The organism is Streptobacillus felis, assembly GCF_001559775.1.
Taxonomy (GTDB): domain Bacteria; phylum Fusobacteriota; class Fusobacteriia; order Fusobacteriales; family Leptotrichiaceae; genus Streptobacillus; species Streptobacillus felis.
In genome coordinates, this window is the sequence record NZ_LOHX01000121.1 from 21,443 (window position 1) to 44,969 (window position 23,527).

Genomic DNA, 23,527 nt, shown 5'->3' on the forward strand with positions numbered 1-23,527 from the left:
ATCTTTAAGATTCAACCCTATCATTTAATCTCCCAAAATTTATACTATAGACTTTTAATATATTCAATTTCTTCTTCCGTCATTTTTCTATATTGACCTGGTTCTAAACCTTTTAAAGATAATTCTCCAACTTTTACTCTTCTTAAAGATCTAACAGTGTATCCTAAAGTTTCAAACATTTTTCTAATTTGTCTGTTTCTTCCTTCATGTATGGCAACTCTTATTTCTCTCTTAGTTATAGCTTTAACCTTAGCAGGAAGAGTTCTTTGACCATCTATAACTACCCCATGTTTTAAAGCATCAATATGATCATCAGTTATATCATTATCTATTTTAGCTATATAGCTTTTATATAGTTTTTTCTTTGGATGCATAACATTGTTATATATATCTCCATCATTACTTATTATTATTAAACCTTCAGTCATATAGTCTAGTCTTCCATAAGTAAACAATCTTTTTTTAGATTTAATTAAATCTACAGCAAGAGTTCTACCTTGTCTATCTTCATTAGAACAAAGTACTCTTTTAGGTTTATTTAAGATATAGTATTCGTATTCTTTTTTAACTGTTACTTTTTCTCCGTCTATTCTTACTATATCTCCATCTTCAACTTCACTACCTATTACAGCAATATTTTTATTAATAGTAACTCTACCATCAACAATTAATTCATCAGCCTTTCTTCTAGAACAAAATCCAGATTCAGCTATATACTTATTTATTCTCATCTTCATCCTTTCTTTTTACCAACCAATTACTTTTATCAAATTCAAGTAATTCCTCTTTATCTTTTATACCTAAATATGCATAGAAATCCTGTGTTACTTCATATAAGTTAGGATTACCTAAAGCCTTTTTCTTACCACTTACATATATTAACTTCTTTTCAAGTAATATAGGAATAATGTGATCTGCTCCAGAACTTCTAATTTCTTCAATCTCAGATTTTGTAATAGGCCCTTTATATGCTATTACTGCTAAAACCTCAAATGCTGATTTAGATAATTTTCTTAATTTAAGTTCTGGTGTGAAGAAATTTTTAATAACCTCACCTTTTAAAGCATTAGTTTTTAAAAATACTTCATCATTTTCAAAACATACATTTATTCCCTTATCTTTATATTCTAATACTAATTCTTCTATAACTTTTTTCATTTCATCTTCATTTACCTTAAAAAAAGATGATAATTCTAAAAGACTTATACTTTCTTTAGAGATAAATAAGATAGCTTCTAAATCCGATTTCATATTTCCCCTTAATATTCACTTGTAGTTGGAATCAACATATTTTTATACTTATTAAATTCTTGGAATATGTTTGCAATACCATTTATTACCGCATAAATAGGTTCATTACAAACAGTAACTTTTAATTTAAATTTTTCCTCTATTTTATCTTTTAATATCTTTATACTAGCTCCTCCACCAGATAAATATATTCCTGTTTCATAAATATCCGCTGCTATTTCAGGAGTTATTTCTTCTATAACCTTATCTATTTCATAAATTATATGATCCACACTCTTATTAATAGCGTCATTAACTTCCTTAACTGAAATTCTAATTTCTTTAGGTATACCTGTAACAGATTCAGCTCCTTTTATTTGATATAGCTCTTCTAAATCTTCAGAATTTGTAGCTGCTATTTTTAAATCTTCAGCAGTTTTCTCTCCTATATTTAAATTAAAATTATCTCTAATATATTCTATTATATCAGTATTTAACTGATCTCCTGCAGTTTTTATTGAATGTGTTTTTGCTGCTCCTCCTGAAACTATAAAGGCTATTTCAGTAGTTCCTCCACCTATATCAACTATTAAATGACCCTTAGGTTCAAACATGTCTATTCCAGCTCCAACAGCTGCTGCTATAGGTTCTTCAATTAAGTACACTTCTTTAGCTCCTGCATCTTTAACTGCATCAACAACCGCACGTCTTTCAACTTGAGTAACTCCACTTGGAACACATATTATTACTCTATCATTATATAGTTCACCTTTTTTTATCTTACTTAAGAATATAGATAACATCTTTTCAGTGATTTCATAATCAGATATTACTCCATTTTTTAAAGGTCTTTTAACTTCCATATATCCAGGAGTTCTACCCATAATTTCCTTAGCTTTTTTTCCAATAAATTCTATACTATCATCAGTTTTTGTGTTTATAGCAACATATGTTGGTTCATTAATTACTATATTTTCCCCTTTTACATAAAGTACAGTATTTGCTGTACCTAAATCTATCCCTATATCTTTAGTATTTTTACTTAAACTAAAATTTTTCTTGAATGCCTTAATTAAATTTTTAAACATAATTCCCTCTCTCTAATTTAATTCTGAATTAATATATCTATTTTGTTCATCTATCACACCATTATTTCTAAGCTCTTCACATAATTTAGATGCTCTATTAAATCCTGTACTTAATTCTCTTTGAAGTAAAGAAATAGATAATCTATCTATATTAGGTCTTTTAGCTATTTCAACAGCTTTTTCATAAAGTGGATCTCTATTATTATTGTTTTGTTCTTCTTCTACTAATATCTCTTCATTATATACAGCAACTTTCTTACTCTTAATAATATCTGTTAATTTATTTATTTCATCATCAGATATATATGCTCCCTGTATTCTTTCAAGTTTAGCCTTACCATTATCTAAGAATAACATATCTCCCATTCCTAATAGTTTTTCAGCTCCAACTTGATCTAATATAGTTCTAGAGTCTGTATTTGATCTTAAAGCAAATGATATTCTACTTGGTAAATTAGCTTTAATCATACCAGTAACTACATCTACCGAAGGTCTTTGAGTTGCAACTATTAAATGTATTCCTATTGCTCTTGCTTTTTGTGCAATTCTTGCAATAGATTGTTCTACATTATTTGATGCAACCATCATTAAGTCAGCTAACTCATCTATTATTATTACTATATACGGTAATTTTTCTCTATAGTATTTTTTATTATATGCCTCTATATTTCTAAGACCAAGACTAGCAAGCTTCTTATATCTTTCTTCCATCTCATTAACCGCCCACTTAAGTGCTATAGCTGCCATATTAGGATCTATAATAACAGGAGTTAATAGATGTGCTATACCATTATATGGCATAAGCTCAACCATCTTAGGATCAACCATTATGAATTTAACTTCATCATCACTTTTTTTACTTATTAGTGATGAGATTATAGTATTTATACATACAGATTTTCCACTTCCTGTTGTACCTGCTATTAATAAATGAGGAAGTTTTGCTATATCTATTATCTTATTATTTCCAACTATATCTTTACCTAAAACTACAGGTAATATACCTTGATCTAATTCTCTGGACTTAATAAGGTTAGAAAAGTATACAGGTTCTTTAATCTTATTAGGAGTTTCTATTCCTATAGCATCCTTACCTGGTATAGGGGCTTCTATCCTTATTCTTTCAGCTTTTAAATACATAGCTATATCATCTTCAAGTTCAGTTACCTTTTTAACTCTAACATTTTTAGGTATTTTTATTTCATATCTTGTTATAGTAGGTCCTGTACCATAATCAACAACCTTAGCATCTACACCAAAGTTTCTTAATACTTCTTCAAGGTTTTCTATATTATTTTCTATTTCTCTTTTCATTTCAGCAATTTTCTCAGGATCCATACTTTTATCTTTAAATACCTCTGAAAGAGCAACTTTAAGTTCTTCTCTATCTATGGCCTGCATTTCTTGATTTAATTCCACATTTTTTGTTTCTATTTCTTCTTCAAATTCTTCTTCTAATACATCCTCTATTTCTTCCACTTCATCTTCAAACACTTCTTCCATTTCTATTACAGGATTGCATACTTCTTCTTTTACTTCAGCTATCTCTTCTTTTTTACTTAATATTGCTTTATTATCTTCTTCCATTTTTTGAAGAGCTTTTCTTTCTTGTTCTATTTTTGATTTTTCAATTTCATATTTTCTGATCTCAAGCATTCTGTCATAATATCTATTCCACTCTTTTTGTTTTTCTGTAAGTTCTTTTTCACTATAATACTCTACTTCTTTTCCTTCTTTATCTTCATCTAATTTTTTAAATATTTCATCATCTAATTTCTTGTTAGTCTTATTTACAAAATAGTTTACAAAATCTTCCTCAAACTGTTTGTCCTCAGTTTCTTGCATTCTTTTTTCATAAACTTTTTTTGCTTCTATTATTTTCTTTTTATTTAAATATTCTTCACTAGAATAATATTCTAAAGTATTATTTATACTTAGATATATTAGCCTTATAGTTTTACCCATAGCAAGGAAGGTAGTTATTAAACAAAGAGATAAACTTAAAAAGAAAAACCAAGAGTAGTTAACTAAAGAGTAAAAAGGTATAGACATTATAGCTCCTATAACCCCTCCACCTTTTTGCATAAATGCATATGATAGTATTTCTTGTCCTGCATCTAAAATAGTTGTACCTGTAATCTCTCCTAAGCTAAATACTGTTAAAGTCATAGCAAAGAAAAGAAATGCAAGTACCCAAACCACCTTTCTTATTAATGGCATAGAAGAAATTTTTCTTCTATTTTTAATAGCAAAAAAATTAAAAATTATTACCAATAATAGTAAAATTATTAAAGTTTTACCAAAAACAATCTTTAAATTTGTTACTATTAAACCTAAAAAAGTTTCTATAAATGTATCTGTAGATATGAATTTTTCCATAAGTACTATACCTAGTAGAAAAATTGATATCACCAGTATAGTAGTATTTACCCATACATTATATTTAATATTATTAATATTCTTATTTATTTTATTATTTCTTTTCTTTTCCTTAGACATATATTTTCCTCCTAAATACATTACTTTAATTTTAACATATATACCACTTTTTTTAAAGAGAAAATGTTTACAAAATTACAGTGAATAAAAAACCTCCTTACTGATTATTCAATAAAGAGGTTAATTTTAACTAGTATATATTTTATAAAACAAAAAGCCGTTGGTAAAACGGCCTTAAAAAGGAGTTATGAAGAAAAAGTTCTTCGCTTTTTCTCTTGGTATGAGTAGATTATATAGTACATTCCTTTGTTTTAGGTATAGTTTATTCTTAGAATTTAATTAGAATTTTAGATGTTTAATTCAAGTATTCCTCCGTTTTCAATTATTACTGCTGGTTCTTCTAATTCTCTACCATCATTTTCTAATATAGACATAATCGAACCATGGGCTACAACTAATATAGTTGAATTTTCACCATAAATTCTTTTTATCTCCTCTAATTTATCTAAAGCTCTTTTCCTTACATCTTTTACACTTTCAAAACCTTCAAAATGATCTGAGGGAGTAAAATCTTTTACATATGTCTTATATTTTCTCCATAATTCTGCATATTCAGTCTTAAGAAGTTCTATAGGTGCTCCTTCTAATACCCCGAACCCAACTTCTCTAAATTCAGGATGTTCATTTCCATCATTTTTTAAACCTAATATATCTAATATTCTTCTCTTAGTTTCAACTGCCCTTCCTAAATCACTACTGCAAATATAGTCAAAGTGTATACCCCTTAATTTCTCTGCTGCCTTTTCAGGAGATTTATCATCAGGTAATAATGGTGAATCTGCCCAACCTTGTATCTTTTCTGCAAGATTCCATTCTGTCTTTCCATGTCTTACTAAATATACTTTCACTTTTACCTCCAAAACTTTTAATCATTACCATTCTATCACAATATATTCCCCTTTACAAGTTTATTAAAATTTGTTAAAATGAAACTAGAAAAGAGGTATATATTATGTTAATTTTAGCTATTGAAAGTTCTTGTGATGAAACATCTGTTGCCATACTTGAAAATGGTAAAAAAGTTTTAAGTAATGTTATTGCAAGTCAAATAGATATACATAAAGAATATGGTGGAGTAGTTCCTGAAATTGCTTCAAGACACCATATTCAAAATATTTTAACAGTATATGATAAAGCATTAAAAGAAGCAAACTGCAAAATTAGTGATATATCATATATTGCTGTTACTAATACTCCTGGACTTATAGGGTCACTTTTAGTTGGCCTTATGTTTGCAAAAGGACTAAGTTTATCAAATAATATACCATTAATACCTGTAAATCATATTGATGGGCATATTTTTTCAACATTTATAGATAATGAACCAAAATTGCCTATGCTTACTTTAGTAGCATCAGGAGGACACACTTCCCTATATTTAATTAATGAAAATAAAGAATTAAATTTACTTGGAGAAACCCTAGATGATGCTATAGGAGAAGCCTATGATAAGGTTGCAAGAATTTTAGGTTTTGAATATCCTGGAGGTCCCCTACTTGAAAAATTGGCATTTATGGGTAATAATAGTATTGAAATACCAACTCCTCAAGTTTCAGGATATGATTTTAGTTTTAGTGGAATTAAAACATTTATTACTAACTACATTAATAAGAAGAAAATGAAAGGTGAAGATTTTTCAAAAGAAGATGTAGCTAAAGCCTTCCAAGATAAGGTTATTGAAGTATTAGTAGCCAAATTATCTACGGCAGCAAAAGAGAATAATATTAAAAGTTTATCAGTAGTCGGAGGAGTTTCAGCAAATAAGGCAATACGTGAAGCTATAGTCAAATCAGATAATTTTAAAGATATAGATATAATATTCCCTAAGTTTGAATATTGTACCGACAATGCTGCAATGATTGCTGCAGCTTGTTATCATAAAAACTTAAAAGAAGAGAATATGTTTATAGATGCAATAAATACAAAAAGAAAAAAACAAGGAGGATTCTAAATGTACAGAACTATTATATCAGTACTTATATTACTATTAGCAGTCGCATACATAAAAAACAAAAGAAAAAAAACTGAAAACACGGTAATTGACTTAAAAGAAAAAAAAAATGTAAAAGAGGTTGGGACTATGGTAAAAAATGATGATGTCGAAAAAGTAGAAATGATAGATTTAGAAACTTCAGATTTAAGTCTAAGAGAAATTTTAAAACTTAAAAGGGTTAAAATTGGTAGTTATAGAAACTATCCTAATCAAATTTCTTTAAAGCATATTTATAGAAGAAAACCAAAATATTTAAATAGAGGTTATACTTTCACTGAAAATAATCATGATGAAGATAAAATGAAAGTAGAAATGTCTAAATATATTTTATTTGAACAACAAGAAGCTAAATATTTTAATAAAAGACCACTTCCTGAACAATACCATAAAAATGAAATCGTTCTAATTCCTAAAAATACAGATACATTATTCACATATTGGGAAATAAGAGAAGATTATTACTATGATTTAAGTCAAAAAATAAGATTAAATAATGAAAATCCTATAATAATATTAAAAACTATTGAAGGAGAAGAAAAAGTAAAAATACAAACTTTCACTAGAAATGGAAGTATGTATATTAACAATGTAGATCCTAATCAAGAATATATAGTATACTTAGGTTACTTAGATGAATTCAATAACTTTATAGAAGTTGCACACTCAACTGAAGCAAATGTTCCAAATCCAGTACCGTCAAATAACTTTGATGTAATATGGGGAATATCTGAAATAGAAAATATTAATGGATATCAAATTATTAACTTTAGGTCTGTTGATAAAAATAACATAGAATCATATTTAGGATATCAACAAGAAGTATTAGATAAAGAATTATTATCAGATGAAGAAATACAATCATTAGTAAGAAGAGAAGAAGAATCTAAATTATTAAATGGATCTTCTTATCAAGGATCATCATTTTTAGGTTCATCAAATAAAATTAATTAATATAAAAAGGTTTGAATATTAGATTTTCTAAAATTCAAACCTTTTTCTTATTTATAAAATTCAAAAAAATTAATTAAATTTTTAATATTATCTATAATATAATCTGCAAGCTCATCATAACTTTTATCTCCATTTGAGACTAAAGAACCATCTTCAAATTTTTCTATTATCTTGACTTTAATAGAATTTATATCATCTGTATCTAAAAAATCTATAATAACTTTAAAGTAGTCAGAAATATCTATTATTTCACCTTTATAATTTGAAAAAGTAATTTTACTATTATCTTCAAGATAATATTTTAAATAATTTAAATAATTTTTACCGAACTTATTATATATTTTTTCTCCACGTGGGGAAATATTAAATTCAATTTCTTCATTATATATTAATGAAAATATACTTTTGTAATTTTCATTACCAAATTTTTCAACTAATGTTTTTATTTGAACATTTTTAGGATAAATTTTAGTTAAATAATTAAATATTTCTTCATTATTTCCATTTATATTTCTATTACCATACTTCCAAGACTCTTCCTCTTTTACATATAAGCCTCTAACATAAATATCATCTAAATCCGTTAAGTAAATATTATCCGTTAAATTTATCTTAGACGTATTATTACTGTGAGTTATAATACTAGTCCTAAATTGAGTATTCCTTAAAAAATCATAATACTGTTCTTTCGCTAACCTATTATCACCACATTCATTATTTATTGCAGATTTAACTTCATTATTAAAATTAGGAAATGAGTTAGATATACTACTATCAACAACATGAATCAATCCATGTTTTTCAAGCATTTTTGAAAATTGATATAAGTATATTGGATCATTGTATTTTTCAAAATATTCATGATAAATATAGTGAGTATCCTTATCTAATAAATTTTCTAATACATCTTTCATATTTTTGTCTACTATAGAGTTATTTAAGTAAAACCTTATTGCATTTTTCCCCATTTCAACTTTATCTTTTTCATTAACTTCAAGAGATCTATCTACTAAATTGTCTATACTAAATAACATTAAATCTCTAGCAACATCTATTCTTTTCCAACCAGGATAAGTATTATATGAAATAACTGCTACACCAGTTTCTGTTAAACTTGATTTAATTACCCTTAATATAGCTTCTTTTACTTCATCAGGAACCCATGAAAATACCCCATGACAAATGATATAGTCAAACTTTCCAAATTCATTGTCATACTCTAAAATATTTTTATGATATAATTTTATATTCTTAAGACCTATTTTTTTTATTATTTCATTTCCTTCATCTATTTGTACCTTAGATAAATCAAGACCTATTACCTCAGAATTAGGATAAGCTATAGCCATAGGTATAATATTACCACCAAAAGAACATCCTATCTCTAAAACTCTAGAATTTAAAAGTTTTGGAGTTTCAAACCCTAACATTCTCATCATAGTTTTTAAATGTATTGGCTGACATTTTTTAAAACTTTTTGAAATATATGGTATTGTATCATATGTTTTTTCAACTTCTTTTATATTGTCCATCATCTACCTCAATCTATGCTGTATAAAATTTCTAAAACTTCTTTTTCAAATACTGATAATTTTTCAACTGATTTTTCTTCTACACCATCTTTAACATAAACATAAAGTTTAATTTTAGGTTCAGTTCCTGATGGTCTTAATGTATACCAGCTTCCATCATCATATGAGAATTTAACAGCATCCGTAGCTTCAATATGACATGGAGTAATTTCTCCTGTTTCAACATTTAAAACTGTTTGTGCTTTGTAGTCTATAACTTCTTTAACTTTAGCATCTCCTATAGTTCTTGGGAATATTTCTCTGAATTTAACCATCATTCTTTTAATTCTTTGAGCTCCTTCCATACCTTCAAGTACTACAGATACTCCTTTTTCTTTATAGTATCCAAATTCTTCAAATAATTCATAAAGAACATCTATAAGTGTCTTTCCATGTTTTTTGTAATAAGCTGCCATTTCAGTTAACATAAGTGAAGCTGAAACACCATCTTTATCTCTTAAGAAAGTTCCTATGTTATATCCTATACTTTCTTCATAACCAAAGATATAGTTTTTTTCTTTACTTTCTTCATACATATTTGCTATAGCACAAATATTTTTGAATCCAGTTAATACATCTATCATTTCTATTCCATATTTATTTGCTACTGCTGTTCCCATTTCTCCTGTAACAATAGATTTAACTATAACTGGATTTTCTGGGAATATATTTTTTTCTTTCATAGTAGATATTATATAGTTAATTAATAATACTCCTGTTTGGTTACCATTTAATGCCACTATTTTACCTTTATGCATAACTTCAACAGCTAATCTATCACAATCTGGATCTGTTGCTATTAATATATCTGCATCTTTTTCAAATGCTAATTTTTCTGAATATTCAAATGCTGCTAAATCTTCAGGGTTTGGATAAACTAATGTAGGGAAAGTTCCATCAGGCATTTCTTGTTCTTTAACAACATAAACATTCTCATAACCTTTTCTAGATAGAACTGTTCTAACAGGTATATTTCCAGCTCCATTTAGTGGTGTATATACTAATTTAATACTCATATCTAATTCATCATTAGATCTTAAAGAAGTATTCATTACTTCTTTATAGAAAGCCTCATCTACTTCTTCTCCTATCATTACTAATAGACCTTTTTCTATTGCTTCTTCTTTAGTTAAAGTTACATAATTTCCAAAAATATCTAATTTTGAAATTTCTTCAAATACAGCATCAGATATTACAGATTTAATTTGAGAACCTTCTTCCCAATATACTTTATATCCGTTATAGTTTTTAGGATTATGACTTGCTGTAATATTAACTCCAGATATAGTTTTATAGTATCTAATAGCATACGATAATTCTGGAGTTGGTCTTAAACTATCAAATAAATAAGCACGTATACCATTACTTGCCATAACTAATGCAGCTTTAAGTGCAAATTCTGGAGAAAATATTCTACAGTCATGTGCAAAAGCAACACCTCTATCCATAGCTTCTTGACCTTCTTTTTTAATTACGTTTGCTAAAGCTTGTGTAGCACGAGCTATAACATATTCATTCATTCTATTAGTACCCGCTCCTAATTTACCTCTTAATCCTGCTGTACCAAACTCTAACTCTTGATAGAATCTATCTTCTATTTCTTTTTCATCATTTGAGATTTCTTCTAATTGTTTTCTTAAATCTGTATCTAAATTTTTGTTACTTAACCACTCATTATATTTATCCATATAATTCATTTTACTTCTCCTTCATTATAAATAATTTGCTGGATTTACATAATTTACACCTTTTCTTACCTCAAAGTATAGATTAGGCTCTTTTGTAATACTATCTCTTCCTAACACACCTATAGTCTGACCTTTAGTTACCTTAGCTCCACTTGCAACTCTAACAGATGAAAGATTTCCATATACTGTTATAAAGTCTCCATGGTCTATCATAATTACAGCTCCAAGTCCTTTTAATGAACCAGAATAAAGTACTACTCCACTATCAGAAGCTTTTACTGCCTGTCCCAAACTTCCACGTATTTCTATCCCCTTACTTGTAATACCTTTAGTTTTTTCTTGACCATAAGCTACTACTATACTTCCATTTATAGGCATTATAAACTTACCTGTACCTTTAGGAACAACAACTTCTTTAACTGGTTCTGATTTAGTATTTGTTTCACCACTAGATTGATTTTTCTTAGCAGCTTCAGCTTTCTTTCTAGCTTCTTCAGCCTTTCTTCTTTCTTCTGCTTCTCTTTTCTTAGCGGCTGCTATAATAGCATTTATTTGTTGTTCTAATTTTTTCTTCTCAGCTATTAAATTAGAATTTGTTTTCTCTATTTTTTTGTTTTCATTTTTCAAACTACTTTGTAGATATTGTAAGTTTTTAACAGCCTTATCCTTACTAGATTTAGCCCTTCTTAACTCATCTCTTTTATTTTCTAATTCTAACTTTTTCTTCTCAACTTTTTTTGCTTCTTGTTGAGTTTTATTCTTTAAAAATTCTTCTTGTCTCTTGTGATCTTCTTCTTGTTGCTTATACTTTTCAATTTTTTGTATATTACTTTGATCTTGCTCTAATATTTTTATTAAATCATTAGTTTTCTTTGCAGATTCTGCAGAAAATGAATTCTTCTGAAAAACTTTAGAGTTAAATACCTTATTCCATGTTTTAATCTTGTTAGAATAATCCGTTTTCCCTTCCGTTATTTTTCTACTACTTTCTTCAATTTTCTTTATACTTAAACTAATTTCTTTTTCACTTTTACCTATTTCTTTAAGTAAAGTTACATATTCATTTTCAATAATACTATATTCTTTTTGTAATTTAGAAATTAAAGCATCTAAACCTTGTATTTCTTTTTTAATAGCTGCTTCATCCTTTTTAGCATTATTAATTTTACTATTATTGTTATTAATCTTATTAGTATTATCTTTAACTTGTTTGTCTATTTGATTTATTCTATTCTTATTTTTATCAATATTATCTCCAAAAGCCGCAAAAGATAAAAGAGCAAGAAAAAGCATAATCTTTTTCTTCATATTATTGCTCCTCTCTTAGATCTTGGAAATCTTCCTCTACTACTTCTTCAACTTTTTCTTCTACTACAGGACAATTACATTCTTCTCTTCTAATTTTTTCATAGTATTTTAAATTATAGTATCTATTTAAGAATAAATAATTAATTATGAATACTAAAACTAATGTTATTCCTAAAACAACTAATAATACATATGATTCTTTTTCTAAAGTACTAAATCCTTGAACTGCAGTTATCCCTTTAGCTTTTTCAATTAGATTAACTATTGCTTCTCTAATCTTAACATACATAAAGTAACTTACTCCTCCAGAAATTAATACTGCTAATACTGATTCTAAAAAGAAAGTTGTTTTTATAAATCCTTTAGATTTTCCTTCTAATAAGCTTTCGTGTATTTCTCTTTTTCTTGTTTTAACTGTTAATCCAACTATATTAAATATTATTATTACAGCAAAAACTATTAAGAATATACTTGCATATTTTAAGAAATAGTCTAGTGCTGAACTAAACATTACTGTTTGGTTTACAACTTTTGCTCTTAAATCTATACTTGAAACTTCACTTAATCCACTTAATTTTGTACTTAATTCATCTATATTTACATCTCTTTTTAAATGAACAAAGAATGCATCTTCTAGTGGATTTGCTTCTGAACTTAAGTCAACATTTAATTCTTTTTCTAGAGATTTTAAAGCTACATCTTTTGATACAAATCTTAATGAACTTACTCCATCTAAGTTTAAAACTTTAGCTTGAAGAGCTTGTTTTTCTTCATCATTTAAATCGTTGATGTATAAGATAACTTGGTTAGCCTGTTCTTCCTTTAATCTATATGAATCTGCATTTAATGCACCGAATATATATATATTTATCAATGTAAATATTAATATGAATGTTGTAACAGCTGAAAAGAAAGCTCCCTTTTCCGCTTTAATATTGTCCTTAACCCCTCCGAATAATTTACCTATCATTGTTTTCCTCCTTAAATATTTTCAAGAACTAATTCTACTATTCTTTCAGCTCTTAAACCATATTTGTCTAACATTACATTACCATCAGCACTTTGACCAAACATGTCATTAATTCCATGTTTGATTACTTTAACAGGATGATTTTCAGATAAGTATTCACTTACTGCTCCTCCAAGTCCTCCTATTACAGAGTGTTCTTCTGAAGTTATTACAAACTTACATTCTTTTGCTGCTTTTAAAACAACTTCTTCATCTAACGGTTTAATAGTAGACATATTTATTACTCTAACATTAATTCCTTTTTCTTTTAGTATTTTTTCAGCTTTTAGTGCTTCATTAACAAGTAAACCTGTTGCAATTATTGCAACATCTTCCCCTTCTGTTAATGTAGTAGCCTTACCAATTTTAAACTCATACCCATCTGTATAAATATCTGCAACAGGTAATCTTCCAAGTCTAATATATACAGGACCTTGATATTCTGCTGCAGCAAAAATCATTTTTTCAGTTTCTGTAGCATCTGCAGGTTGTAATACAACCATACCTGGTATTACTCTCATTAAAGCAATATCTTCAACTGATTGATGAGATCCACCATCTTCTCCTAATGAAATCCCGGCATGTGTTGGACATATTTTCACATTTAATTTAGGATAGGCAACTGAATTTCTAATTTGATCATATGCTCTACCTGCTGCAAATATTGCAAATGTAGATGCAAAAGGTACTTTACCTGTAGTGGCTATACCTGCTGCTGTGCCTATCATATTAGCTTCTGCTATACCTAAATTTATATGTCTTTCTGGAAATTCTTGACAAAAGAATGTAGTCATAGTAGATTTTGATAAATCAGCTTCTAAAACTACTACATCTTTATTTACTTTACCTAATTTAACTAATGCTTCTCCGTATGCTTGTCTTGTCGCTTTCATTTTTATCCTCCTACTACTTTAATTCTTCTAAAGCTTTATTTAATTCTTCAAGATTTGGTGCTTTACCATGCCAACCTGCATTATCTTCCATAAATGAAACTCCCTTACCTTTAGAGGTTTTAGCTATTATAACAGTTGGTTTCCCTTTAGTTTCTCTTGCTTCCTTTAAAGCCGCTCTTATTTCATCAAAGCAATGGCCATTAATTTCTATTACATGCCAATTAAATGCTCTATACTTATCTGCAATAGGATTAATAGGCATAACCTTAGACACATTACCATCTATTTGTAAGTCATTTGAATCTAAGAATGCAACTAAATTATCTAATTTAAAGTGAGCTGATGACATAAATGCTTCCCAAATTTGCCCTTCTTGCATTTCACCATCACCAAGTATTACATATACTCTAAAATCATCACCAAAAATTTTAGCAGAAAGGGCCATACCTTGTGCAGCTGATAATCCTTGCCCTAATGAACCTGTAGACATATCTATACCATGTAATTTTTTTAAATCTGGATGACCCTGTAAAGGAGATCCAAATTTTCTTAATTCAGTTATTAAGCTTTTATCTATATATCCTCTTTCCATTAATGTAGCATATACTCCTGGAACTGCATGTCCCTTACTTAATACTAATCTATCTCTATTAGGCATTAATGGATTTTTAGGATCTATGTTCATTTCTTCAAAATAAAGTACTGTTAAAATATCTGCAATTGAAAGTGAACCTCCAGGATGCCCAGATTTCGCGTGGTATATCATTTCCACTATATTTCTTCTAATACGTGTTGAAATCTCTTTTAATTCTTTTTTTCCCATCTCGTCCTCCAATTATATTTCACTCTTTTTTAAAAAATAGCTTAAAAAAGATATGATTAAAAATATTATAGCTATTACTAAAGTTGCTAACACACCTAATTTAGTAGCTCCACCATTTCCTCCTAAAGGTAGTACTAAGGTAGTAGTTACAATTTGAAGTAATAATGCAAGTTTTAAAAATAGTCCTTGTATACCAAACATCATTCCTTCAACACTCACATTATATTTTTCATAAAGTTTTGTTGATATTTCACTAAGCATAGCAGGTGGAAATATGAATGCCGATCCACTTACTCCAGCTCCTACTATAGAAAACATAGTAAAAAATAATAATTTAGATTTTGCACCTAAAAATATTAATCCAAAAGTTCCAAATATTATTAATGCAAGATCAAAAAGCATAATCTTCCTATAATCAAATTTCTTACATAAAGCCTGTGTTATAGGGAAGAAAAGTGCAGAAACCACAAAAAGTATAGTAGTTGGTATACTTGCTGCTTTTTCGCTTTGACCTAATATTACAGTAACATAGTATAATACTGAGTTTCTAATAATATTAAAACCTGAAAAGAAAAAGAAAAAACCTATGAAATATAGCATTATTTCTTTGTTTTTTAAATAAGAGAATGCATCCTTAAAATTAATTTTCTTTGCATCACTATTTTTTTTGACAGCAATCTTATTTTCTTTTAATAATATTACTGAAACTATTACTATAACAGCACTTAAAAATGAAAATCCTGTAACCATAATTCTTATTGCAGTTATGAAATTCATACCTGATTTAATCATATTAGATAATATGACAGGACTTAGAATTAATGGTATTGCTGTAAATACTAATCTAAATACTGATTGTGAAGTAGAAAGGTTTAACCGTTCTTCCTTATTAGTTGCAAGATCCGGTATTAAAGCATTATACGGACCTCCTACTAATGTATAAGCCACAAAGTAGACACTACCTACAAAAGCTAAATAAAGTGTTGTAATTAAAACACTACTTGTTAATGGATAAAAAAAAGCTATCATAGAAAGTGCAAGTGGTATAATCCCAGTTAACATATATATGCTTCTTCTACCTATTTTCGAATTTGAATTATCCGACATATATCCAACTATAGGATCTGCTATCGCATCTACGAATCTCATTATAACAAAAGCTATAGCAAGATATATAGGTGGCATTATTACACTAATACCATAATCTGCAATTGCCTTCTCAGATGGTAAATAAAAATATTGTATCCACTGGTTAAAAATCTGATCTAGCATAAAATATGCAACACCAAGTCCATAAAAAATGTATGTTGCTTTAGTTAATCTCTTTGACATATTTATCTCCTTTTTCCCCCACTGTATATTTTATCATATTTTACTCCAAATTCAAAAAATTTTGTATAGAATCTGTATATTCCCATTTATATTGCAAATAAATTCTAACATGTTGACCTTTCCTAAATACCTTAAATATCGGTTTTACTAAACCATCATCATGACTGCACAAGTCTTTGATTATCTGATATTCCTTATTTATCATATCATAAGGTGTTACATCATCTTTTTCAGATTGAAGTATTAATGTAGGAACCTTACCTAAAACTTTTGAAAGCCTTAATTCATTTAATCTCCCATCTATCTTAAAATTAAATCTTGCAAGTGGAAAACTCATAATTACTGAAGGAATTTTCAGCCCTAAAAACAATGAATGGTGTAATATTGTTTCCTTTATATTTGATACTGGTGAATCTAGTATCATTTTTTCAATATTTATTCCTTTTAAACTTAGTTCTTCAGCATATAGATAAGGAACTAAAGCACTTCCCATACCTCCTTGAGAAAAACCATAAAGAACAAAATCTGTAGTATAAAATTTTTCATTTAACATTATTAGTGTGTTTTTAATATCTTCTGCAAATCTATAACCAAAAGCTGTTTTAGCAATATCTGATTTACCTGAATTCCTTAAATCAGGTAAAAATATATTGTACTTCTCATTAAGTTGCATATCTATAAATAGTTGTAAAAATTTCAAACTAAATACCCTATTATTTTTCCTCCCATGATTAATAACTATTGTTTTTTTTGCTCCATCTACAGGAATATACCAACCATAAAGCTTAATATTACCTGAGCTATATTCAATTTCCTCAAATTCCATATCAAAAGAAAGAGGGGAATATTTTCCACAAATTAACCTATTTTTACTTTTCATTACATCTTTTAAAGACATTTCAAGTGTAACTCTTGGATACTTCTCTATTGCGTTTAAAAGATAACTATCAAATAAAAACATATAATACCTCCTCCTATTTTATATATTTCAAATTTAAAATTTCTTTTTCTTTTGTAAGTATTTCGTAGAAAGCAAAAGCATTTTTTTCTATTTTTATTAACTTATTTGTAATATTCTTTTCTATATCTTTCCAATTTACAAAAACTTTAGGATTATTTAATTCTTTGATATATTTAGCACCTTTTTCATTTACAGAAAGTACTCTTATATACTTTATTTCATCATACAATTTAATATCTTCAGAATCTATATAAAGAATTAAATTAAGCATTATTCTTCTTAGTCTATTAATACTAAAATTTCTACTTTTAAATTTATTAACAAAGTCATAATAATCAGTAGCATCCTTAATATATTTATTCACCCTATTATACATACTATCATTAAAATCATATACTTTTATTAATTCATTCTTTGTTTTAACATTGAAAAGATATTTAAACCATTCAAATATTTTTTCCTCATGATTTCTATATACCCTTTTACTTAGCATGTACAAAGTATTTTTGGGAACAAAATTTGATACCTCATTTATTTCCTTAGATCTTATCATAGTTGCAGAAGCAATATTACCATAACTTACCTCTTCGTTATATCCACTTCCAACCCTCTTTATTCCATAAGGTCTAATATTAAATGAATTTCTTTCAATAGTCCTGATATATGAAAGTGCCAATATATTATTTGACTTATACACATCCCTATATCCATATTCAGCAAGTACCATTTCATGTGATTTAATATATGAATTACCCATTTTAACATAGTTTTTTAACTTATCTAGGTATTCTTTTTTATTTTGTAACCTTATGATGCTATATAGCTTTTCGGTGTTTTCTTCTTCTACTCCAAAAACTTGAATATTACAACCCAATTCATTTAGTATTTTTACAGAAAATTCACCAAAAACATCTGCATTTTGTATAGAATAATAAACAGGTAATTCAACAACTATATCATAACCTTCTAATATAGCAAGTTCTGCCTTCATAAATTTATTTATTATAGAAATTTCACCTCTTTGAACAAAATTACCTGAAATTACAGCTATCTTTATTCTAGGCCTTTGTTTGCTTATCTCATCAATTTGATATTTATGTCCATTATGAAAAGGATTGAATTCTGCAACAACTCCTACAATTTTTTCTTCCATAACACTCCTATTTTCTTAATTTTTTTTCTAAAAATCTCTCCCTATAATAACCTCTATTTATCACTTTCCTAGATTCCATCTCTAAACCATTTTTAAAAGATTCATCCATAATCCAGTTTGGATTTCTAAGTAAGGCCCTACCTACCGCTATTAAATCTATATCAAATTCTCTAATAGCAAGTTCAGCAATATCAAAGCTATCTATTTGACCCACTGATATAACTGGTTTGTTTAAAATTGCTTTCATTTTCTTAGCAAAGTTAAGTTGATATCCTGGATAAAACGAAAGTTCTCCTTCATTTACTGTTCCACCACTACTTACATGAACAATATCAAAACTATCCTTAAAACTTAGTAATGCTTTAGCTAGTTCTTCAGGTAAATATCCATCCTTAGTCCATTCAAATGCTGAAACTCTAATACCCACTACTCCCCTAAACTCTTTTCTTACTTCAACTAATATTTCTTTTAAAAACCTCGTCCTATTTTCAAAGCTTCCTCCATATTCATCATTTCTATCATTTGAAAATTCAGAAAGAAATTGATTAATTAAATATCCATGTGCTGCATGTAATTCTAAATAATCATAACCTGCAAGTTGTGCCCTTCTTGATGCAAGTTTAAAATCATTTATTACATTTAAAATATCTTGTTTATTCATTTTTCTTGGTTTGTTAAAATAATCATTAAATGGAATGTTCGAACTTGATAATATATCTCCATCCTTTATAAGACCCTTTCTTCCAGCATCACCAATCTGTATTCCTATTTTACTACCTAATTTATGAACACTATCAACTAATTTCTTTAACCCCTCAACATGCTCATCCTTCCATATACCTAAATCTTGCGTACTTATTCTACCATCTGCTCTTACCGATGTTACTTCTTGTATTATTAATCCAACATTTCCTATAGCCCTTGCACCATAATGTGCAAAATGAAATTCATTTACGAAACCATTTATAGATTCATATGTATCCATAGGAGGCATCACCACTCTATTTTTTAGTTCTAAATCCCCTAAGTAAAATTTATCTAATAATTCCATATATCCCTACCTTCCTTTATTTATCTTAAGTATAGCATATTTTTACATTTTTTGGTATAATAGAACTGATTGTGAAAGGAGATTTTTTAAAATGGAATATATTTTAGGAATTTACAAAGATGGTAAATTTTTCAAAGAAGTAAAATTAAGAAAAAAACACGATAGATATGTATATAAATGGGCAAGAGTAGAGGTTGCATCATATTTTTTTACTATAACTAGAATTGAAAATGGAAATAAAGAAAATTTCAATATTACCTACAATCATACTAGTCCATTTGCTTCTGAATTTAGAGCTTATGCAGACAGTAAAAGTTCCCCAAAATCTATATCTGGTATACAATCTGGAATAGATATTTTAGTTGAATTTAACCCTCATGATTTTAATTTCTTACTACAAAAAAAGAAGTTCGTGAGATTTAACATAGATATATCAAAATTTGGTATCCATAATCCAAAAATTTTTGAAATATCCGGTGATTTTAATAATTGGTGTCCTGATACAGAACCTATAAATCATATAAAAGACAATTTATATGAAGTGATACTTAATGTAGAAAATGGATTTTATGAATACAAATTCCTTATTGACCATAAATGGTTCCCAGAAAAAAACGAAATATTAGTAGTAGGGGAAAACGGTAATCTATTCCCAAAAGGTGAATTAGGTAATGGTAAATTTGTAAATGAAATTAGCAAGAATATTAATACAGGAAGTAAAATAACTGCGATATTACATGATATTAATAAGTTAATATATTTCAATAAAATTACTGAAAAAGAATTTGAAATCAGTATAAGAACTCAAATGTCTGATGTAGAAAGACTATATATCTCTGTAGTTCCTTATACTAAAGAAGGAAAAGGATTAAATAGAATATATGAGCTTGAAAGATACATAGACTATACTAATTCTTTTGACTACTTCAAAAGAATATTAACATTTAAGGAAGATATAGAAAGCTTCGAATATTTCTTCATACTTGAAGATGGAGGAGTTAAAAACTACTATGGAATTAATGGATTAGAAGAAGAATTAACAGAATCTTTTATTTACTCTAAAGAAGAAAATGAAAACATATTCTATATACCTTATTGGACTAGAGAAGCTATATGGTACAACATATTCCCTGATAGATTCTACAATGGTGATATGTATAATGACCCTATTTTCAATGAATTTGGACCTGAAAAATTCAAAAAAAATCTTAACTATGAAAGCAAATTCATTAAAGATTATAGATGGAATAAAAATGAATTTGCATTAGAATTCGAAAGAAATAGATGGTGTTCAGATTTTAGTGAAAGAACTAATTGGGAAGTTCATATGGAATCAAACATTAATTACTCTTTAAAATATGCAAGAATGTTTGGTGGAGATTTAAAAGGTATTAAAGAGAAAATCCCATACCTTAAAAAGTTAGGAATAAATGCAGTATGGTTAAATCCAGTATTTTATTCATTCCAAAACCATAAATATGGTGCAAATGATTTTAGACATATATCACCAGATTTTGGTACTATTAGAACTAGTGGTAAATTACATAATGTATATATTAATCCAGAAAACAAGTATGGTAATAAGAGTTATCTAGATGTTCTTGGAAAAGAAAGTGTTAATAATTCAGAGCTCGAATTATTAGAAGTTAGTTTAACAGGAGAAAATAAAGGCAAAAATGGATATCTTGAAACTGATGATCCAAGCAGCTGGGTTTGGACAGAATCTGATTTAATTATGGTAGATTTAATTAAGGAATTACATAAAAATGGTATTAGAGTAATATTTGATGCTGTTTTTAACCATAGTAGTAACTATAACTTTGCATTTAATTTAGCTCTTGCTGAAGGCAAGGATTCTAAATATGCAAATTGGTATAAGTTCACAGATTATAAAAACTATAGCAAAGTAAAAGATGAAATGTCAGAAGAAGAAGCATACAATATTGTAAACCTAAATAGAAAAAATTTAAAATACAATGGTTGGGCTGGATTTGATACTTTACCTGTATTTGATAGTTTTAATGAAGAATGGAAAGATTACATATTCAATATTACTAGAAAATGGATGTTAGGTCCTGATGGTAAAGAACATTCTAATTGGCAAGAAGATGATGGTATAGATGGTTGGAGACTTGATGTTCCAAATAATTTAGAAAATCAAATGTTCTGGAAAGAATGGAGACAAGTTGTTAAAAATTGTAAAAAAGAAGCATACATTACTGCAGAACTTTGGTCTAATGCTGGAGATGATATTAATTCTGGGGATAAATTTGATGCTGTAATGAACTATGAATGGTTAAAAGCTGTAATAGGTTACTTTATTAATCAAGGAAATAATTTTGATGATAGTTACAAACTAAGTGCCGAACAATTTTTCTTAGAGTTAAGAGAGAAAAGAACATGGTATCCATTACAAGCTGTACAGGCTTGTCAAAACCTTAATGGTTCTCATGATACTGATAGACTGTACTCTAGAATAGTCAATGATAGAATAGGTAGAAATCTAGAAGAAGGTAAACAATATGAAAAGGGATATAATATTATTAGACCTGACCTTGCTGGAAATTATCATCCTAACACAACTATAGATTGGAAAAACAGCCATATCAAACCAAAAGATGTTTTAAAATTAATTTCTATATTCCAAATGACATACATAGGTGCCCCTATGCTTTATTATGGAGATGAAGTTGGAATGTGGGGTGCAACAGACCCTTATTGTAGAAAACCTATGCTTTGGGATGAATTTTGGTACGATGATGAAAGAAATACTTCATATATTAATAACGGTGAAGTATACTCTCAAAAACCAGATATGGAGCTTTTTGAATGGTATAGAAAAATTATTAAAATACGTAAAGAGCATAAATCTTTAGTTTACGGTAGAATCAAACCAATATATTTCAATAACGAAAAAGATATTATTGCTTATGAAAGATACGATAAAGATGAAAGTATAATAGTTGTATTAAATAATAGTTTTGAAAACCATAGCAATATTACTATAACTTCATTCCATAATTCTAAAACTTACTTAGATTTATTATCAGGTAAGAAAATTAAGAGTGATATAAATGGGAAAATGAAATTTGATATTAAAGCAAAAAAAGGATATATATTCTATCTACCTAAAAAGGATAAGGAATAAAAAATCAAAAAATAATGGGAATAGAAGATATACCAATAAACTCGACACAGAAATGTTAAAAGTTTGGAGGTACATTTTTCCTGACTTTGTCAATTGATTGATATATAAAGAGCTGTAAGTCCTTAAAATAAAGGGTTACAGCTTTTGTTACTTATCTAGTTGCATATATACAAATTATATTTTTTCAATTTACAGACTTATTTCAATACTCTCCAAATTCTTATTTTACCACATCAAACTTCAAAGCAAAAAGTGCTCTAAATCTTTTATTGTATTCTATAGACGAGTCTATATTTAATCTTGATAAATCAAAATTTACCCCAAGCTTTACCCTAGGATTAAATGTCTTATAGTCTGTATCAAATCCTATACTTGAATAAAGTTTTTTATACTTTAAGTTTATATCTAAACTAGTATTTAAAACACTACCATCTATAATATTTCTAACACCTACAATATCTCTATATCCATAATCTAAATTAAAGGATTGTAAATATTTTCCATTTTCTATCTTATTATTTAATTTTAATAATAGTTTATGGTCATCTCTAATTCTACTATCTAAACCTATAGAAAAATTATGTATACTATCTCTTCTACTTAATACATCTTCTACATATGATCTTCTATCTATATATGAATATGAACTTATTAAATCAATAGTTTTATTTATCTTTCTATCAACCTTTATTTCATATCTATTACTTAGTCCCGATATATCATATATATTCTCATTATCTGTAATTATACTTCTTAAATATCTTGTATTACTATATTTTAGATATATCTTATTATTCTTTATTGGAAATGATAAATTAATATCTAAATT

General features: G+C 27.5%; 19 protein-coding genes. 3 read left to right on the forward strand and 16 right to left on the reverse strand.

Going from position 1 to position 23,527, the window contains the following annotated elements; all coding sequences use genetic code 11:
- Positions 1–44: 44 nt before the first annotated feature.
- The 5 genes from AYC60_RS02060 to AYC60_RS02080 form a co-directional block, all read right to left on the reverse strand.
- On the reverse strand, positions 45–731 hold the full coding sequence (locus AYC60_RS02060) for a pseudouridine synthase (RefSeq protein ID WP_067320707.1): 687 nt from the start codon (positions 729–731) through the stop codon (positions 45–47).
- Complete coding sequence (gene scpB / locus AYC60_RS02065) at positions 718–1,251, reverse strand: SMC-Scp complex subunit ScpB (protein WP_067320710.1); 534 nt, start codon at positions 1,249–1,251, stop codon at positions 718–720. Before scpB ends, AYC60_RS02060 begins: the two co-directional genes overlap by 14 nt.
- 8 nt (positions 1,252–1,259) lie before the next feature.
- Positions 1,260–2,318, reverse strand: coding sequence for a rod shape-determining protein (mreB, locus tag AYC60_RS02070; RefSeq protein ID WP_067320713.1), 1,059 nt, complete (start codon positions 2,316–2,318; stop codon positions 1,260–1,262).
- A gap of 12 nt (positions 2,319–2,330) precedes the next feature.
- A complete protein-coding gene (locus AYC60_RS02075) occupies positions 2,331–4,817 on the reverse strand; it encodes a DNA translocase FtsK (protein ID WP_067320716.1) in 2,487 nt (828 codons plus the stop codon).
- A gap of 287 nt (positions 4,818–5,104) precedes the next feature.
- On the reverse strand, positions 5,105–5,665 hold the full coding sequence (locus AYC60_RS02080) for a histidine phosphatase family protein (protein ID WP_067320719.1): 561 nt from the start codon (positions 5,663–5,665) through the stop codon (positions 5,105–5,107).
- A 104-nt stretch (positions 5,666–5,769) separates the two neighbouring features.
- Here AYC60_RS02080 and tsaD point away from each other — a divergent pair, with 104 nt between their 5' ends.
- Together tsaD and AYC60_RS02090 are read left to right on the forward strand one after the other, a co-directional pair.
- Positions 5,770–6,768, forward strand: coding sequence for a tRNA (adenosine(37)-N6)-threonylcarbamoyltransferase complex transferase subunit TsaD (gene tsaD / locus AYC60_RS02085; RefSeq protein WP_067320722.1), 999 nt, complete (start codon positions 5,770–5,772; stop codon positions 6,766–6,768).
- Positions 6,769–7,761, forward strand: a complete 993-nt coding sequence (locus AYC60_RS02090; RefSeq protein ID WP_067320725.1) for a DUF4912 domain-containing protein — start codon at positions 6,769–6,771, stop codon at positions 7,759–7,761.
- Between the two features lie 47 nt (positions 7,762–7,808).
- Here the strand turns inward: AYC60_RS02090 and AYC60_RS02095 are convergent, their stop codons facing one another.
- The 10 genes from AYC60_RS02095 to AYC60_RS02140 are packed head-to-tail and all read right to left on the reverse strand — an operon-like array spanning position 7,809 to position 19,550.
- Positions 7,809–9,293 (reverse strand): methyltransferase regulatory domain-containing protein, encoded by a 1,485-nt coding sequence (locus AYC60_RS02095; RefSeq protein WP_067320727.1) that lies wholly within the window; start codon positions 9,291–9,293, stop codon positions 7,809–7,811.
- Positions 9,294–9,301: 8 nt separating this feature from the next.
- Positions 9,302–11,029, reverse strand: coding sequence for a phospho-sugar mutase (locus AYC60_RS02100; protein ID WP_067320731.1), 1,728 nt, complete (start codon positions 11,027–11,029; stop codon positions 9,302–9,304).
- 15 nt (positions 11,030–11,044) lie between these two features.
- Positions 11,045–12,328 carry a murein hydrolase activator EnvC family protein gene (locus tag AYC60_RS02105; RefSeq protein WP_067320734.1) on the reverse strand — a complete coding sequence of 428 codons (1,284 nt, stop codon included), beginning with the start codon at positions 12,326–12,328 and terminating at the stop codon, positions 11,045–11,047.
- Position 12,329: 1 nt separating this feature from the next.
- A complete protein-coding gene (locus AYC60_RS02110; RefSeq protein WP_067320737.1) occupies positions 12,330–13,298 on the reverse strand; it encodes a cell division protein FtsX in 969 nt (322 codons plus the stop codon).
- Between the two features lie 11 nt (positions 13,299–13,309).
- A complete protein-coding gene (locus AYC60_RS02115; RefSeq protein WP_156447640.1) occupies positions 13,310–14,236 on the reverse strand; it encodes a transketolase family protein in 927 nt (308 codons plus the stop codon).
- Positions 14,237–14,243: 7 nt separating this feature from the next.
- Entirely contained in the window at positions 14,244–15,053 is an 810-nt protein-coding gene (locus AYC60_RS02120) for a transketolase (protein WP_067320744.1), read from the reverse strand.
- 12 nt (positions 15,054–15,065) lie between these two features.
- Positions 15,066–16,385: an MFS transporter gene (locus tag AYC60_RS02125; protein WP_067320747.1), complete on the reverse strand. Its 1,320-nt coding sequence runs from the start codon at positions 16,383–16,385 to the stop codon at positions 15,066–15,068.
- A 40-nt stretch (positions 16,386–16,425) separates the two neighbouring features.
- Positions 16,426–17,346, reverse strand: coding sequence for an alpha/beta hydrolase (locus AYC60_RS02130; RefSeq protein ID WP_067320750.1), 921 nt, complete (start codon positions 17,344–17,346; stop codon positions 16,426–16,428).
- Between the two features lie 13 nt (positions 17,347–17,359).
- On the reverse strand, positions 17,360–18,499 hold the full coding sequence (locus AYC60_RS02135) for a nucleotidyltransferase family protein (protein ID WP_067320753.1): 1,140 nt from the start codon (positions 18,497–18,499) through the stop codon (positions 17,360–17,362).
- Positions 18,500–18,506: 7 nt separating this feature from the next.
- Positions 18,507–19,550: an oxidoreductase gene (locus AYC60_RS02140; protein WP_067320756.1), complete on the reverse strand. Its 1,044-nt coding sequence runs from the start codon at positions 19,548–19,550 to the stop codon at positions 18,507–18,509.
- Positions 19,551–19,641: 91 nt separating this feature from the next.
- On the opposite strand from AYC60_RS02140, the gene AYC60_RS02145 reads away from it, so the two are divergent.
- Positions 19,642–22,698: an alpha amylase N-terminal ig-like domain-containing protein gene (locus tag AYC60_RS02145; RefSeq protein WP_067320759.1), complete on the forward strand. Its 3,057-nt coding sequence runs from the start codon at positions 19,642–19,644 to the stop codon at positions 22,696–22,698.
- A gap of 220 nt (positions 22,699–22,918) precedes the next feature.
- On the opposite strand, the gene AYC60_RS08875 is transcribed toward AYC60_RS02145, so the two are convergent.
- Positions 22,919–23,527, reverse strand: a 609-nt coding sequence (locus AYC60_RS08875) for a hypothetical protein (protein ID WP_197416927.1), incomplete at its 5' end; no start/stop codon positions are given.

Bases quoted from the DNA above. Each gene is read 5' to 3' on its own strand.
- AYC60_RS02145 (WP_067320759.1), top strand. From the start codon at position 19,642: ATGGAATATATTTTAGGAATTTACAAAGATGGTAAATTTTTCAAAGAA.
- scpB (WP_067320710.1), bottom strand. From the start codon at position 1,251: ATGAAATCGGATTTAGAAGCTATCTTATTTATCTCTAAAGAAAGTATA.
- AYC60_RS02100 (WP_067320731.1), bottom strand. From the start codon at position 11,029: ATGAATTATATGGATAAATATAATGAGTGGTTAAGTAACAAAAATTTA.
- AYC60_RS02130 (WP_067320750.1), bottom strand. From the start codon at position 17,346: ATGTTTTTATTTGATAGTTATCTTTTAAACGCAATAGAGAAGTATCCA.
- AYC60_RS02075 (WP_067320716.1), bottom strand. From the start codon at position 4,817: ATGTCTAAGGAAAAGAAAAGAAATAATAAAATAAATAAGAATATTAAT.
- AYC60_RS02060 (WP_067320707.1), bottom strand. From the start codon at position 731: ATGAGAATAAATAAGTATATAGCTGAATCTGGATTTTGTTCTAGAAGA.
- AYC60_RS02110 (WP_067320737.1), bottom strand. From the start codon at position 13,298: ATGATAGGTAAATTATTCGGAGGGGTTAAGGACAATATTAAAGCGGAA.
- AYC60_RS02135 (WP_067320753.1), bottom strand. From the start codon at position 18,499: ATGGAAGAAAAAATTGTAGGAGTTGTTGCAGAATTCAATCCTTTTCAT.
- AYC60_RS02095 (WP_067320727.1), bottom strand. From the start codon at position 9,293: ATGGACAATATAAAAGAAGTTGAAAAAACATATGATACAATACCATAT.
- AYC60_RS02090 (WP_067320725.1), top strand. From the start codon at position 6,769: ATGTACAGAACTATTATATCAGTACTTATATTACTATTAGCAGTCGCA.
- mreB (WP_067320713.1), bottom strand. From the start codon at position 2,318: ATGTTTAAAAATTTAATTAAGGCATTCAAGAAAAATTTTAGTTTAAGT.
- tsaD (WP_067320722.1), top strand. From the start codon at position 5,770: ATGTTAATTTTAGCTATTGAAAGTTCTTGTGATGAAACATCTGTTGCC.
- AYC60_RS02105 (WP_067320734.1), bottom strand. From the start codon at position 12,328: ATGAAGAAAAAGATTATGCTTTTTCTTGCTCTTTTATCTTTTGCGGCT.
- AYC60_RS02125 (WP_067320747.1), bottom strand. From the start codon at position 16,385: ATGTCAAAGAGATTAACTAAAGCAACATACATTTTTTATGGACTTGGT.
- AYC60_RS02120 (WP_067320744.1), bottom strand. From the start codon at position 15,053: ATGGGAAAAAAAGAATTAAAAGAGATTTCAACACGTATTAGAAGAAAT.
- AYC60_RS02140 (WP_067320756.1), bottom strand. From the start codon at position 19,550: ATGGAATTATTAGATAAATTTTACTTAGGGGATTTAGAACTAAAAAAT.